We start from the raw sequence: 13,649 nt of genomic DNA, 5'->3' as shown, positions 1-13,649 counted from the left end.
GTATCAGCGGAGAAACAACATGTATCTGACGCCCCAGCACATACTGCTAGCCGGCGCCACTGGACTCACCGGCGAGCACCTGCTCGACCGCCTGCTCAACGAACCCACCGTGGCGCAGGTTCAGGCCCCTACCCGCCGTCCCCTGGCCGAACACCCGCACCTGCGGAATCCCGTCGGGCCCCTGGCCGACTTGCTGCCACAACTGCAAGGTCGGATCGATACCGCCTTCTGCTGCCTTGGCACCACCATCCGCCAGGCCGGTTCCCAGGAAGCCTTCCGCGCGGTGGACCTGGATCTGGTACTGGCCGTCGCCCGACGCGCCCGGGAGATGGGCGCCCGGCACTTCATCGTGATCAGCGCCGTGGGCGCCAATCGTGCTTCGCCGGTCTTTTACAACAGGGTCAAGGGCGAGATGGAAGAAGCCCTCAAGGCCATGGACTGGCCACAGCTGACCATCGCCCGCCCTTCCCTGCTGATGGGCCCGCGCAGCGAGTTCCGCATTGGCGAACGCCTGGCCGCGCCCTTCATGCGCTGGCTGCCGGGCAAGTACCGCGGAATCGGCGCCTGCACCCTCGCCCGCGCACTCTGGCGCCTGGCGCTGGAGGAGGAAGACGGCGTGCGCATTATCGATTCCGACGACCTGCGCCGACTGGGCCGCTGATATCCGGGACTGGGCAGCACAGTCGCCAGGGTTTAGCCTTGGCGACTTGCCATCGGATGTGAACCCCTGCCATGCGTACCCTCACCACCCTGCTCGGCAACAGCCAGAAACTCGACGGCGGCGCCATGTTCGGCAACGCCCCCCGCGCCCTCTGGGAGCGCTGGATGACGCCGGATGCCGAGCACCGCATCGACCTCGGCTGCCGCGCCCTGCTGGTCCAGGACGGTGAGCGCAACATCCTGGTCGAGACCGGCATCGGCGCCTTCTTCTCCCCCGAACTCAAGCAACGCTTCGGCGTCCAGGAAGAGCGCCACGTGCTGCTCGACAGCCTGGCCGAGGCGGGCCTCAGCGACGCCGACATAGACGTCGTGCTGCTCACCCACCTGCATTTCGACCACGCCGGCGGCCTGCTCGCTCCCTGGGAAGAGGGCCAGCCGCCGCGCCTGCTTTTCCCCCGAGCGCGCTTCGTCACCGGCCGCCGCCAGTGGCAGCGCGCCTGCCAGCCCCATGCGCGGGACCGCGCGTCCTACATCCCGGAACTGCTCGACCTGCTGGAAGGCAGCGGCCGCCTGGAACTGATCGAGGACGGCAGCGGCAGCGACAGCCTCGGCGACGGCTGGCGCTTTCACTGGAGCGACGGACATACTCCGGGCCAGCTGCTGCCGGAAGTGGACATGCCCGATGGCCCGGTGCTGTTCAGCGGCGACCTGATCCCCGGCGCGCCCTGGGTGCACCTGCCCATCACCATGGGCTACGACCGCTTCCCCGAAGGCCTGATCGAAGAGAAGGAGGCCCTGCTGGCCGACCTGCTGGCGCGCAATGGCCGCCTGGTCTTCACCCACGACCCGGCCATCGCCATGGGCCGCGTGGTGCGTGACGGCAAAGGACGTTATGGATTGACCGACAGCCTGGCCGCGGTGCGTGGGCTGGCCGCCTGATACAGATGGTGGCCCGGCTGACGCCGGGTCGACGGCTGAATAACGATTCGGCCTTTGACAAAGGAATCGACAATGAGCCTTGATTCGGTACGCGCCTTCTTCGCCGGGAGGGCGCCCGAGATCGACATCATCGAACTGCAGACCAGCACCGCGACCGTGGCCCTGGCCGCCGAGGCCCATGGCGTGGAGCCTGGCCGCATCGCCAAGACCCTGGCCTTCCGCGTCGGCGAGGATGCCGTGCTGGTGGTGGCGCGGGGCGACGCGCGCATCGACAACCGCAAGTTCAAGGAAACCTTCGGCGCCAAGGCCAAGATGCTGGATGCCGAGACGGTGGAAGCCCTGACCAGCCACCCGGTAGGCGGCGTCTGCCCCTTCGGTCTGGCCACTGCCCTGCCCGTCTACTGCGACCGCTCCCTGCAAGCCTTCGACGAAGTGGTGCCGGCGGCCGGCGCCACCCATAGCGCGGTGCGCATCACCCCTGAGCGCATGGCCGAGCTGGTGGAGGCGAAATGGGTGGATGTTTGCCAGGAACCGGCTTGAAGGGCGCTCTTGTTGTAGGGGCGAATTCATTCGCCAAGGGCAGCGCAGCTGCCCCCAAAGGCGTCCATTGGCAGACCTGCGGCCTCCTTGGCGAATGAATTCGCCCCTACAGGTTGAGGGTCACCTCAATACCCGCCGCTGACACCCAGCCCCACCCCCAGCTCCGCCGCCACCGCAAAGGGCAGCAGCAGGGTATCCAGCAGTGCGCTGGCCGGCAGATCGAGGCCCGGATAGCGCGGTGCCTCGACGCCGAAACGGTCCATGGGGCAGCAGCCGCCATTCAGCGAATACCAGTCCAGGCGGGTTCCGGAATAGATGATCGGCGCCCCCGGCTTGGCGGCATTGAGGGTGCCGACGCTGGCGCAGCCCTGCAACAGGCCCAGCGCCAGCAGGACCGCGGCCAGGCCCTTACTCATCGACACCCAGGTGATGCTCGCCCCAACGCGGCAGCATGTCTTGCGGGATGTCCAGCAGGTTGAGGATGCGCGCCACCACGAAGTCCACCAGGTCGTCGATGGTCTGCGGCTGGTGATAGAAGCCCGGCGAGGCCGGCACAATCACTGCGCCAAGGTTGGAGAGCTTGAGCATGTTCTCCAGGTGGATGCTCGAATAAGGCGCCTCGCGCAGCACCAGGATCAGTTGGCGGCGCTCTTTCAGCGCCACGTCGGCGGCGCGTTCGATCAGGTTGTTGCAGGCGCCGCAGGCGATGGCCGAAAGCGTGCCGGTGGAACAGGGCACCACCACCATGGCCCCCGGCGCGCCGGAGCCCGAGGCCACTGGCGCCATCCAGTCTTCCTTGCCGTAGACGCGGATCTGCCCCGGCGCCGCGCCGGTGTATTCGCTGAGGAAAATCTGCATCGCCTGGGGCTTGGCCGGCAGGGTGACGTCCGTCTCGGTGGCCATCACCAGCTGGGCGGCCTTGGAGATCATGAAGTGCACCTCACGGTCTTCCTGCACCAGGCAGTCCAGCAGGCGCAGGCCGTATTGCGCGCCCGAGGCGCCGGTCATCGCCAGGGTGACGCGTGCGGGTCCGTTCATCTGCTGCCTCCTCAGTCTTCCAGGGCCTTGGCCAGCTTGCCGTGCAGGCCGCCGAAACCGCCGTTGCTCATGATCACCACCTGGGTGCCGGGTCGGGCCAGGGCCTTGACCTCGGCGATGATGCTCTCCAGCGAGGTGCAGACCTGCGCCGGCACCGGGCAGGCGATGGCAGTGGCGGCCAGGTCCCAGCCGAGGTTCGGCGGCGCGTACCAGAACACCTGGTCGGCCAGCTTCACCGATTCCGGCAGGCCGTCGCGGTGGGCGCCGAGCTTCATCGAGTTGGAGCGCGGTTCGATCACCGCCACCACGGGCGCATCGCCCACGCGCTTGCGCAGGCCGTCGAGGGTGGTGGCGATGGCGGTCGGGTGATGGGCGAAGTCGTCGTAGATGGTCACGCCGTTCACTTCGGCCACCTTCTCCATGCGCCGCTTGACGCTCTTGAAGGCGCAGAGCGCGGCGACACCCAGCTCCGGCACCACGCCCACATGGCGGGCGGCAGCCAGAGTGGCCAGGGCGTTGGCGACGTTGTGCTGGCCGGTCAGCTCCCAGTCCACCGTACCGGTGACCGCACCTTCGAACAGCACCTCGAAGCGCGAGCCGTCCTCGGCCAGCAGGCGCGCCTGCCACTGACCGCCTTCGCCGGTGGTCTGCACCGGGGTCCAGCAGCCCATCTCCAGCACGCGCGTAAGCGCAGTTTCGGAAGTGGGATGGATGATCAGGCCTTCACCGGGAATGGTGCGAACCAGGTGATGGAATTGCCGCTCGATGGATGCGAGGTCGGGGAAGATATCCGCGTGGTCGAATTCCAGGTTGTTGAGGATGGCGGTGCGCGGCCGATAGTGGACGAACTTCGAACGCTTGTCGAAGAAGGCGCTGTCGTACTCGTCGGCCTCCACCACGAAAAAGGGCGTACCGCCCAGGCGCGCGGAAACACCGAAATTCTGCGGTACGCCACCAATCAGGAAACCCGGACTCATGCCGGCATGTTCCAGCACCCAGGCCAGCATGCTGGTGGTTGTGGTCTTGCCGTGGGTACCGGCCACCGCCAATACCCAGCGCCCCTGCAGCACATGGTCGGCCAGCCACTGCGGGCCGGAGACATAGGGCAGGCCCTTGTTCAGCACATGCTCCACCGCAGGGTTGCCGCGGGACAGGGCGTTGCCGACCACCACCAGGTCCGGCGCCGGATCGAGGTGCGCCGGATCGTAACCCTGCATCAGCTCGATCCCCTGGGCTTCGAGCTGGGTACTCATGGGCGGGTAGACATTGGCGTCGGAGCCGGTGACACGGTGGCCAAGTTCCTTGGCCAGCACCGCCAGCGAACCCATGAAGGTGCCGCAGATGCCGAGGATGTGGATATGCATGGATGACCTCTGAAACGGGCCGCCCGGCCCGGAAAAAACTTGACGCAGGTTAGCACAGCGGCCCTGTCGGCCCTATGGTTCAACCACTGGCGCGGTCGGCTCTACTGTGGGGGCGAATTCATTCGCTAACCGGACCGAAGGTTCGGTAAGCGAGGGACCGCTGCGCGTCCCTTTGCGAATGAATTCGCCCCCACAAGGAAACGGCAAGCCCCTTATCGGCCGTTCGACCTCACGATTTCGAAAAAGGTCTCGATGATCCGCCGCGAGCCCTGCTCCCGCAGGCACACCAGGGTTTCGGTCATGCGCTGCAGGCAGTCGCGGACCGGCAGCACATGCACATTGGCACTGGCCCCCACCTCCGCTGCCGACACCAGGCCGACGCCAAGCCCCGCGGCGACCATCTCGAAGGTCGCCTCGCGGCCCTCCACCTCGATGGCCGGACGTATGAGGAGGCCGGCGCGCTTCATCTCGTCCTCCAGTATCTGACGGGTCATGGAGCCGCGCTCGCGCAGCACCATGGGCATGTCCTTCAGGTCGGCGAGGACGATCGACTCGCGCGCCGCCCAGGGGTGCGAGTGGGCGACGAAAGCCACCAGCGGATCGCTGCTCAGCACGTGGGTGATCAGGCTGTCGTCTTCCACCACCCGACCGAGCAGGGCGAAGTCCGCCTTGTACTCCTGCAGCCGGCGCAGGCACTCGTCGCTGTTGCCGGTGACCAGGCTCACGCGGATGCCCGGATAGCGCTCGCAGAAGCGCGCGATATGCCCCAGGAGGTGCACCGGCGAGTCCACCGCCAGGGTCAGGCTGCCGGTCTCCAGCGCCCGCGACGTGGAAAGCAGCTCCTGGGCCTCGGCCTCTGCTGCGAAAAGGCGCTGGGTGATGGCCAGGAGGCGCTCGCCGAGGTCGGTCAACTGCACCGAACGCTTGTTGCGGTTGAACAGCAGGATGCCGAAGCGCTCTTCCAGCTTGCGCACCTGGTCGGAAACCGCCGGCTGGCTGAGGAACAGGGCCTCGGCCGCACGGGTGAAATTGCCGTGCACCGCCACGGCGTGGAAGGCCTTGAGCTGCGCCTGGGAAACCGCCATCTGTCCACTCCTCGATAAATAAGCTCAAGTTATTTTTGAAATACTATAAATCGATTTTTTTTATTTCTACGAAATTGTTTTGATCTCTCCAACGCAACGCGCCCTCACCAGAACAACGCCGCTGGAGACGATCATGACCAAAGCAGAATTCCCCACATCCAACCAGCCCCTGGCCGCGCCCGCCCTGGGCGAGCCCTACCTGCTGACCCCCGGCCCGCTGACCACCTCCAAGGCCACCAAGGAAGCCATGCTGCGCGACTGGGGCTCCTGGGATGGCGCCTTCAACCTGGTCACCGCCGAAGTCCGCCAGGAGCTGCTGTCCATGGCCGGCGTGCACGACGACAGCTTCGCCTGCGTACCGCTGCAAGGCAGCGGCAGCTTCTCGGTAGAGGCCGCCTTGGCCACCGCCATCCCCCGCGACGGCAAGTGCCTGATCCTGATGAACGGTGCCTATGGTCAGCGCGCCGCCAAGACCCTGGACTATCTCGGCCGCGCCTACATCACCCTGGACAAGGGCGACTACCTGCCGCCGCAGCCAGAAGAAGTGGATGCCCTTCTCAAGGCCAACCCGGATGTGACCAACGTGTTCCTGGTCCACTGCGAGACCAGCTCCGGCATCCTCAACCCGCTGCGAGAAATTGCCGATGTGGTGAAAGCCCATGGCAAGAGCCTGATCGTCGACGCCATGAGTTCCTTCGGCGCCGTGCCGCTGACTGTGAATGAAGTGGCTTTCGACGTGCTGGTGTCCTCGGCCAACAAGTGCATCGAAGGCATCCCCGGCTTCGGTTTCGTGATCATCCGTCGCTCCCTGCTGGAAGCCGCCAAGGGCCGCGCCCATTCCCTGGCCTTGGATATCTATGAGCAGTGGGTCTACATGGAGCGCACCGGCCAATGGCGCTTCACCCCGCCGACCCACAGCGTGGTGGCCTTCCGCGCTGCCCTGGAACAGCACGCCGCCGAGGGCGGTGTCCCGGGTCGCCTGGCGCGCTACAGCCGCAACCGCGACGTACTGGTGGCCGGCATGCGCGACCTGGGCTTCCAGACCCTGCTGGAAGACCGCTGGCTGTCGCCGATCATCACCACTTTCTTCAGCCCGGAGCACCCGAACTTCGAGTTCAAGCGCTTCTACGAGGAGCTCAAGGCCCGCCAATTCGTCATCTACCCGGGCAAGTTGACCGTGGCCGAGAGCTTCCGCATCGGCTGCATCGGGCAGATCGACGAACACATCGTCCGCCAACTGCTGCGCGCCATCGCCGACGCCCTCGAGGTAATGGGCGTGGAGATGAAGCAAGCGGTCGCCTGAGTCGACACCTCGACCCATTCAAGGTCACCCGCCGTCCTGAGACGGTTCCCGCTGCGGGTGGCGGGGTCGTGGTGTGGTGACCTTTTTCTGAAACATCTCTGTAGTAAACCGACCGCTCGGAAATGCCGGGCAGGGAGCCTCAGTAGCACAGAACCTCATCCAATCCGCCTGACGCCACGACCGCTGCCATCTGACCAAGGCCGTGCGTTTAGACAGCCCAGCAGTACTGAAAACAAAAACAACCTCCCTAGTTGCACTGTCCGGCATACCCACACGGGGTCAGAATCATGAACAACAACGCAGGTGCCTTCGGCAGCGGCTGGAAATCCCTCCAGCGCTGGCGCGTACAGATCTTCCTCATCACCTGGCTGGCCTACGCCGCCTTCTACTTCACCCGGAAAGCCTTCTCGGTCGCCAAGCTTGGCATCGGTGAAGACCCGAGCTTCGAACTCGACAAGGCCATGATGGCCAACCTCGATGCCATCTACCTGGCCGCCTACGCCGTGGGCCAGTTCACCTGGGGCATATTCGCCGACCGTTTCGGCCCGCGCATGGTGGTCCTCGGCGGCTTGGTGGTCTCGGCCCTCGCGGCCATGGTCATGGGCACCTTCGCCACCCTGCCGATCTTCGTCACCTGCATGCTGGTCCAGGGCCTGGCCCAGTCCACCGGCTGGTCGGGGCTGTGCAAGAACATTGGCAGCTTCTTCGCCACCCGCGAACGCGGCCGCGTACTGGGCTACTGGAGCACCTGCTACGCCTTCGGCGGCCTGGTCGCCACGCCCTTCGCCGGCTGGTGGGCCTACGAGGTGTCGCACGACTGGCGCATGGCATTCATGTCATCCGCCGTGGTCGTGCTGGTGGTGGCCGTCCTGTTCTTCCTGCTCCAGCGCAATCGTCCGCAGGACGTCGGCCTGCCGCCGGTGGAAGTCGAGACCACTCCCCAGGAGAAGGTCAACACGCCACACGAAGGCCACTGGAACGCCCTGCGCAAGGTGCTGAAGAACCGCACCGTGCTGGTCCTCGGCCTCGCCTACTTCCTGCTCAAGCCCGCGCGCTACGCCATCCTACTGTGGGGCCCGGTGATCATCTACGAACGCATGCCGGCCATCGGCAAAGTGGCCTCGGCCATAGTGCCCACCGCCTTCGAACTGGCCGGCCTGGTGGGTCCCATCCTGATCGGCTATGCCTCCGACAAACTGTTCGGCGCCCGCCGCATGCCGGCCTGCGTGCTCAGCCTGGTCGCCCTCACCGCCTGCCTGGCGCTGTTCGTCCCGGCCATGCAGAGCGGCAGCCTGTACCTGGTGGTCGGCCTGCTGTTCATGATGGGCATGACCCTCTACGGGCCGGACTCGATGATCAGCGGCTCGGCCGCCATCGACTTCGGCACCCAGGACGGCGCCGGCACCGCAGCGGGCTTCGTCAACGGCTGCGGCTCGATAGGCGCCATCCTCGGCGGCCTGCTGCCGGGCTACTTCGACACCGTCACCGTATTCATCGTGTTCACCGTCGCAGCATTGCTGGCCAGCCTGATGCTGGCGCCCTTCTGGAACAGCCGCCCGCAAACCCTGAAAGCACCGGAACCCTTCCCGACAACCGGACAACCGGCCTTGGCCGGCGCCAAGTCCTGAAACTTGTTTCCCAACTCGCAATCCGCTGGAGCCATCGCCATGCAATACAAGCAACCCACTCAACTCAAAGCCGCGATCCTTGACTGGGCGGGCACCGTCGTCGACTTCGGTTCCTTCGCACCGACCCAAATCTTCGTCGAGGCCTTCGCCGAGTTCGGCGTCGCCGTCTCCCTGGAAGAAGCCCGCGGCCCGATGGGCATGGGCAAGTGGGACCACATCCGCACCCTCTGCGACATCCCGGCAATCGCCGAGCGCTACCGCGCCGCCTTCGGCCGCCTGCCCACCGATGACGACGTCACCGCCATCTACGAGCGTTTCATGCCGCTGCAGATCGAGAAGATCGGTGTGCACTCCGCGCTGATTCCCGGCGCCCTCGACGCCATCGCCACCCTGCGCGGCAAGGGCCTGAAGATCGGCTCCTGCTCCGGCTACCCGGCGGTGGTCATGGCCCAGGTGGTGGAATTGGCCCGCGAGAACGGCTACGTCGCCGACCACGTGGTCGCCACCGACGAAGTCCCCAACGGCCGTCCGCACCCGGCCCAGGCCCTGGCCAACGTGATCGCCCTGGGCATCGACGACGTCGCCGCCTGCGTCAAGGTCGACGACACCTGGCCGGGCATCCTCGAAGGCCGCAGCGCCGGCATGTGGACCGTCGCCCTGACCTGCTCCGGCAACGCCCTGGGCCTGACCTTTGATCAGTACAAGGCCCTGCCCAAGGACAAGCTGGACCAGGAGCGTGCGCGCATCGGCCAGATGTTCGAAGCCTCTCGCCCGCACTACCTGATCGACACCATCGCCGACCTGCCGGCGGTGATCGACGACATCAACACCCGTCTCAGGCGCGGCGAAACCCCGCAAGGCGCCTGATTGGACCGGGGTCCGCCGTCGGCCCCTCCCCCGGCGGGCATGGATGCACGCACCTGTTCACGCAAAAGCCCGGCCCCCGCAAAGGGGCCGGGCTTTTTCATTGGCAGCAGAGCTGTTGGGCGAACTCGATACCCGGGATTGTTGGGCTTCGCAGGCTCAGCACCAACCTACGGTACGGCTTCGTCGTCCTTGGCGAATGAGTTCGCCCCTACATTAACGGCTCCCTGGAAACACCCGCGCCCACCGGCAGGACTCGAACCCTGTAGGGGCGAAGCAGCCCGTAGGTTGGGCTGAGCTCCGCGAAGCCCAACAGGACGAACTCGGTGCTCGGGATAGTTGAGCTTCGCAGGCTCAGCACCAACCTACGGGGCGGCTGCGCATTCCCCTGCCAGCCCGCAAGCCGGCCCTGCGGTCCGGTTAGCGAACGAATTCGCCCCACGAGGTGAAACAGCCCTTATCCCCGCGTGGCGATGGCGTGTTTGCGCAGCTTGCGGTACAGGGTATTGCGGCTGATGCCGAGCTGTTCGGCGGTGCGGGTCATGTGCCAGCGCTGGCTGTCCAGGGCATTGAGCAACGCAGTGCGTTCGGCATCGTCCAGCGGGTTAGCCACAGGCTCCGGCTCGGAGGCGAGGGGCGCTGCGCGCAGCACGTCGCGGGGCAGGTCGGCAAGGCGGATGATGCCGTCTTCGCAGAGCGCCGCGAGGGTCCGCAGCACATTGCGCAACTGGCGCACGTTGCCTGGCCAGTGGTAGTCCAGCAGCGCCTGGCGGGCCTCGTCGGCAAGGTGGATGTGCTGGCCGCGGGCTTCCTCGGCCAATAGGTGCAACAACAACTCCGGCTTGTCGCTGCGCTCGCGCAGGGGCGGCAGGTCAAGGACCAGGCCGTTGAGCCGGTAGTAGAGGTCTTCGCGGAAACCACCGTTCTGCACTCGCGCTTCCAACTCGCGGTGGGTAGCGCTGATGATGCGCACGTCCACGGCCACGGGTTCGCCGCCGATGGGCACCACCTGGCGCTCTTCCAGCACCCGCAGCAGACGGGTCTGCAGGGCCAGGGGCATGTCGCCGATCTCGTCGAGGAACAGGGTGCCGCCGTCGGCCTGCTGCAGCTTGCCGCGCATGCCTTCCTTGCGCGCGCCGGTGAAGCTGCCGCCGCGATAACCGAAGAGTTCGCTCTCGATCAGGGTCTCCGGAATGGCCGCGCAGTTCAACGCCACAAAGGGCTTGGCGGCGCGCGAGCTGGCCTCATGCAGTGCGCGGGCGAAGGCTTCCTTGCCGGAGCCGGTTTCGCCATTGATCAGCAACGGCACGTCGCGCTCGTAGACGCGCAGGGCGCGGCGGAAGTCGTTCTGCAGCGCCGTGTCGCCCAGGCAGATGCCTGGCCGCGCAGGCTGGGACGGCGCCACCGGGACGGGACACGGCAGGCTGCGGGGCTGGCCGCGCAGGGCGGCGAACAGCGCACGGCCCTGGCGCGTGCGCAGCGGCCAACTGGTAGCCGGTTGCGGTGTGGCGCGGCCGAGCAGGTCGTCCAGGCGGATATCGAAGAAGGCCTCCACCGGCTGGCCGAGCAACTGCTCGCGGAAGCAGCCGAGCAGGTTGATCGCGCTCTGGTTGACCGCACGAATGCGCCCTTCGCCGTCGAAGGCCAGCAGCCCTTCGCTGAACAGGCCGACGTACTCGGCCTGCAGGTGAAAACGCAGCAACCATTCGCCTTCGAAGCGGCGCAGGAAGTAGCAGCTCTCGATCATCTTTGCCGACAGGTTGACCAGCGCCATGGTGTGGAACTGGCTCTGGCGCGACATATCATGCCGCGCGGAGGACACGTCGAGCACCGCCATCAGGTCGCCCTGGGGATCGAACACCGGGCTGGCGGAACAGGTGAGGCCGGTGTGACGGCTGCGGAAGTGTTCGTCCTGGTGGATGGTCAGCGCCTGGCGCTCCACCACGCAGGTGCCGATGCCGTTGGTGCCTTCGCTGGACTCGCTCCAGTCGGCGCCGAGCCAGAGCCCGGCGCGTTCGAAGGTCGGCCGCTCGGCATGGGCGGTGACGCAGTTGAGGATGACTCCGCGGGCGTCGGTGAGCAGCACCGCGTGCCCGGCTCCGGAGAGCTGCCGGTAGAGGTTGTTCATCTCGCCGCTGGCGATCTCCAACACTTGCTGCATGCGCTCGCGGCATTCGAGCATGCGCCCGTGCTCCAGCACCGTCGGCGCCACCGGCAAGGCCGGGTCGAGGTGGTAATCCTCCAGGCAGCGCAGCCAGGAACGGGCAATCGAAGGGTCGGCAGCCGGCCCGCTGGCCTGCGCCTTGCCCTGTGCCAGGGTCAGCACCTGTTGGGCGTGACGACTGTGAGGGTTCTGCATTGTTGTTGTTCTCCAATGCGGGTTTCCGGGAGGCAGCCCGGGCCGTGGCGCGGCACCCGCATCGCCGCAGCATCCCCCAGCGTGCAGTCCTTTGCAATGGCCCGCCGACCGGTCGGTCACCCACCGCGCCAGTAGCGTGACAAAGTGTCACTCTGGTTTGTACCGGGCTTGCGACAGCCCACCGCGGGCCGCCCGCATCACAGAGCGGAGAACCGCTCTGGCACGGCACTCCTGGCACTTTGGCCCAGGCCTTGCTCAGGAGATACAAACGCCACCGAGAGCCTGTTTACGATCTCGCGAGCAGGCAAGCGTTCTCTCCAACAAACACAAGAGCCAGGAGAAACACCATGCGTTATGCCCAACCCGGTACCCCCGGCGCTGTCGTTTCCTTCAAGTCCCGCTACGGCAACTACATCGGCGGCGAGTTCGTCGCCCCAGTCAAAGGCCAGTACTTCACCAATACTTCGCCGGTGAATGGCCAGCCGATCGCCGAATTCCCCCGCTCCACTGCCGAAGACATTGAGAAGGCCCTGGACGCTGCCCACGCCGCCTCCGATGCCTGGGGCAAGACCTCGGTCCAGGACCGCTCCAACGTCCTGCTGAAGATCGCCGACCGCATCGAACAGAACCTGGAAGTCCTCGCCGTCACCGAGACCTGGGACAACGGCAAGGCCGTACGCGAGACCCTGAACGCCGACATCCCGCTGGCCGTCGACCACTTCCGCTACTTTGCTGGCTGCATCCGCGCCCAGGAAGGCGGCGCCGCCGAGATCAACGAGAACACCGTCGCCTACCACATCCACGAGCCGCTGGGCGTGGTCGGCCAGATCATCCCCTGGAACTTCCCGCTGCTGATGGCCGCCTGGAAGCTGGCCCCGGCGCTCGCCGCCGGCAACTGCGTGGTGCTCAAGCCGGCCGAGCAGACCCCGCTGTCGATCATGGTATTGGCGGAAATCATCGGCGACCTGCTGCCGCCGGGCGTGCTCAACATCGTCCAGGGCTTCGGCAAGGAAGCGGGCCAGGCCCTGGCCACCAGCAAGCGTATCGCCAAGATCGCCTTCACCGGCTCGACTCCGGTGGGCGCGCACATCATGCATTGCGCGGCGGAGAACATCATTCCCTCCACCGTCGAACTGGGCGGCAAGAGCCCGAACATCTTCTTCGAAGACATCATGCAGGCCGAGCCGGCTTTCATCGAGAAGGCCGCCGAGGGCCTGGTGCTGGCCTTCTTCAACCAGGGTGAGGTCTGCACCTGCCCGTCCCGCGCCCTGGTGCAGGAGTCGATCTTCGAACCCTTCATGGTCGAGGTGATGAAGAAGATCAAGGCGATCAAGCGCGGCGACCCGCTGGACACCGAGACCATGGTCGGCGCCCAGGCCTCCCAGCAGCAGTACGAGAAGATCCTCTCCTACCTCGACATCGCCCAGCAGGAGGGCGCCGAACTGCTCGCCGGCGGCAGCTCCGAGCGCCTGGGTGGCGACCTTTCCAGCGGCTACTACATCCAGCCGACCTTGCTCAAGGGCCACAACAAGATGCGCGTGTTTCAGGAAGAGATCTTCGGCCCGGTGGTGGGCGTGACCACCTTCAAGGATGAGGCCGAGGCCCTGGCGATTGCCAACGACACCGAGTTCGGCCTCGGCGCCGGCCTCTGGACCCGCGACATCAACCGCGCCTACCGCATGGGCCGTGGCATCAAGGCCGGCCGCGTGTGGACCAACTGCTACCACCTGTACCCGGCCCACGCTGCCTTCGGCGGCTACAAGAAGTCCGGCGTCGGCCGCGAAACCCACAAGATGATGCTCGACCACTACCAGCAGACCAAAAACCTGCTGGTGAGCTACGACGTCAATCCGCTGGGCTTCTTCTGAT

General features: G+C 66.2%; 12 protein-coding genes. 7 read left to right on the top strand and 5 right to left on the bottom strand.

What is annotated here, in order from left to right; genetic code table 11:
- Positions 1-19 precede the first annotated feature (19 nt).
- From E8F12_RS06455 to E8F12_RS06445, 3 genes are all read left to right on the top strand, one after another.
- The gene (locus tag E8F12_RS06455) at positions 20-661 is read left to right on the top strand and encodes an oxidoreductase (RefSeq protein WP_280324449.1); all 642 of its coding nucleotides are present in this window, start codon (positions 20-22) and stop codon (positions 659-661) included.
- Positions 662-732: 71 nt separating this feature from the next.
- Positions 733-1,599, top strand: coding sequence for an MBL fold metallo-hydrolase (locus E8F12_RS06450; protein WP_280324448.1), 867 nt, complete (start codon positions 733-735; stop codon positions 1,597-1,599).
- 72 nt (positions 1,600-1,671) lie between these two features.
- Positions 1,672-2,139 (top strand): YbaK/EbsC family protein, encoded by a 468-nt coding sequence (locus E8F12_RS06445; protein ID WP_280324447.1) that lies wholly within the window; start codon positions 1,672-1,674, stop codon positions 2,137-2,139.
- Positions 2,140-2,264: 125 nt separating this feature from the next.
- Here E8F12_RS06445 and E8F12_RS06440 read toward each other — a convergent pair whose 3' ends face one another.
- The 4 genes from E8F12_RS06440 to E8F12_RS06425 form a co-directional block, all read right to left on the bottom strand.
- Complete coding sequence (locus E8F12_RS06440) at positions 2,265-2,555, bottom strand: YceK/YidQ family lipoprotein (protein WP_280324446.1); 291 nt, start codon at positions 2,553-2,555, stop codon at positions 2,265-2,267.
- Positions 2,548-3,177: a flavin prenyltransferase UbiX gene (ubiX, locus tag E8F12_RS06435; protein ID WP_280324445.1), complete on the bottom strand. Its 630-nt coding sequence runs from the start codon at positions 3,175-3,177 to the stop codon at positions 2,548-2,550. The genes E8F12_RS06440 and ubiX overlap by 8 nt, the downstream gene beginning before the upstream one ends.
- Positions 3,178-3,188: 11 nt before the next feature.
- Positions 3,189-4,541: a UDP-N-acetylmuramate:L-alanyl-gamma-D-glutamyl-meso-diaminopimelate ligase gene (gene mpl / locus E8F12_RS06430; protein WP_280324444.1), complete on the bottom strand. Its 1,353-nt coding sequence runs from the start codon at positions 4,539-4,541 to the stop codon at positions 3,189-3,191.
- A 212-nt stretch (positions 4,542-4,753) separates the two neighbouring features.
- On the bottom strand, positions 4,754-5,626 hold the full coding sequence (locus tag E8F12_RS06425) for a LysR substrate-binding domain-containing protein (protein WP_280324443.1): 873 nt from the start codon (positions 5,624-5,626) through the stop codon (positions 4,754-4,756).
- Between the two features lie 133 nt (positions 5,627-5,759).
- Between E8F12_RS06425 and E8F12_RS06420 the strand changes: the two genes are divergently transcribed.
- The 3 genes from E8F12_RS06420 (at position 5,760) to phnX (ending at position 9,424) form a co-directional block, all read left to right on the top strand.
- Positions 5,760-6,929 carry a 2-aminoethylphosphonate--pyruvate transaminase gene (locus E8F12_RS06420; RefSeq protein ID WP_280324442.1) on the top strand — a complete coding sequence of 390 codons (1,170 nt, stop codon included), beginning with the start codon at positions 5,760-5,762 and terminating at the stop codon, positions 6,927-6,929.
- Between the two features lie 287 nt (positions 6,930-7,216).
- Entirely contained in the window at positions 7,217-8,557 is a 1,341-nt protein-coding gene (locus tag E8F12_RS06415; protein WP_280324441.1) for an MFS transporter, read from the top strand.
- 39 nt (positions 8,558-8,596) lie between these two features.
- Positions 8,597-9,424 (top strand): phosphonoacetaldehyde hydrolase, encoded by an 828-nt coding sequence (gene phnX, locus E8F12_RS06410; RefSeq protein WP_280324440.1) that lies wholly within the window; start codon positions 8,597-8,599, stop codon positions 9,422-9,424.
- A gap of 454 nt (positions 9,425-9,878) precedes the next feature.
- Here phnX and E8F12_RS06405 read toward each other — a convergent pair whose 3' ends face one another.
- The gene (locus tag E8F12_RS06405) at positions 9,879-11,780 is read right to left on the bottom strand and encodes a sigma-54-dependent Fis family transcriptional regulator (protein WP_280324439.1); all 1,902 of its coding nucleotides are present in this window, start codon (positions 11,778-11,780) and stop codon (positions 9,879-9,881) included.
- 347 nt (positions 11,781-12,127) lie between these two features.
- Here E8F12_RS06405 and E8F12_RS06400 point away from each other — a divergent pair, with 347 nt between their 5' ends.
- Positions 12,128-13,648, top strand: coding sequence for an aldehyde dehydrogenase family protein (locus E8F12_RS06400; protein ID WP_280324438.1), 1,521 nt, complete (start codon positions 12,128-12,130; stop codon positions 13,646-13,648).
- Position 13,649: the final 1 nt, after the last annotated feature.

The organism is Pseudomonas sp. BN102, from assembly GCF_029871245.1.
Taxonomy (GTDB): Bacteria; Pseudomonadota; Gammaproteobacteria; order Pseudomonadales; family Pseudomonadaceae; genus Metapseudomonas.
This window is presented reverse-complemented; position numbering and strand designations above follow the sequence as displayed.

Excerpts from the sequence above, each read along its gene's own strand:
- E8F12_RS06400 (WP_280324438.1), top strand. The coding sequence starts at position 12,128 with ATGCGTTATGCCCAACCCGGTACCCCCGGCGCTGTCGTTTCCTTCAAG.
- E8F12_RS06440 (WP_280324446.1), bottom strand. The coding sequence starts at position 2,555 with ATGAGTAAGGGCCTGGCCGCGGTCCTGCTGGCGCTGGGCCTGTTGCAG.
- E8F12_RS06445 (WP_280324447.1), top strand. The coding sequence starts at position 1,672 with ATGAGCCTTGATTCGGTACGCGCCTTCTTCGCCGGGAGGGCGCCCGAG.
- mpl (WP_280324444.1), bottom strand. The coding sequence starts at position 4,541 with ATGCATATCCACATCCTCGGCATCTGCGGCACCTTCATGGGTTCGCTG.
- E8F12_RS06450 (WP_280324448.1), top strand. The coding sequence starts at position 733 with ATGCGTACCCTCACCACCCTGCTCGGCAACAGCCAGAAACTCGACGGC.
- E8F12_RS06405 (WP_280324439.1), bottom strand. The coding sequence starts at position 11,780 with ATGCAGAACCCTCACAGTCGTCACGCCCAACAGGTGCTGACCCTGGCA.
- E8F12_RS06415 (WP_280324441.1), top strand. The coding sequence starts at position 7,217 with ATGAACAACAACGCAGGTGCCTTCGGCAGCGGCTGGAAATCCCTCCAG.
- phnX (WP_280324440.1), top strand. The coding sequence starts at position 8,597 with ATGCAATACAAGCAACCCACTCAACTCAAAGCCGCGATCCTTGACTGG.
- ubiX (WP_280324445.1), bottom strand. The coding sequence starts at position 3,177 with ATGAACGGACCCGCACGCGTCACCCTGGCGATGACCGGCGCCTCGGGC.
- E8F12_RS06455 (WP_280324449.1), top strand. The coding sequence starts at position 20 with ATGTATCTGACGCCCCAGCACATACTGCTAGCCGGCGCCACTGGACTC.
- E8F12_RS06420 (WP_280324442.1), top strand. The coding sequence starts at position 5,760 with ATGACCAAAGCAGAATTCCCCACATCCAACCAGCCCCTGGCCGCGCCC.
- E8F12_RS06425 (WP_280324443.1), bottom strand. The coding sequence starts at position 5,626 with ATGGCGGTTTCCCAGGCGCAGCTCAAGGCCTTCCACGCCGTGGCGGTG.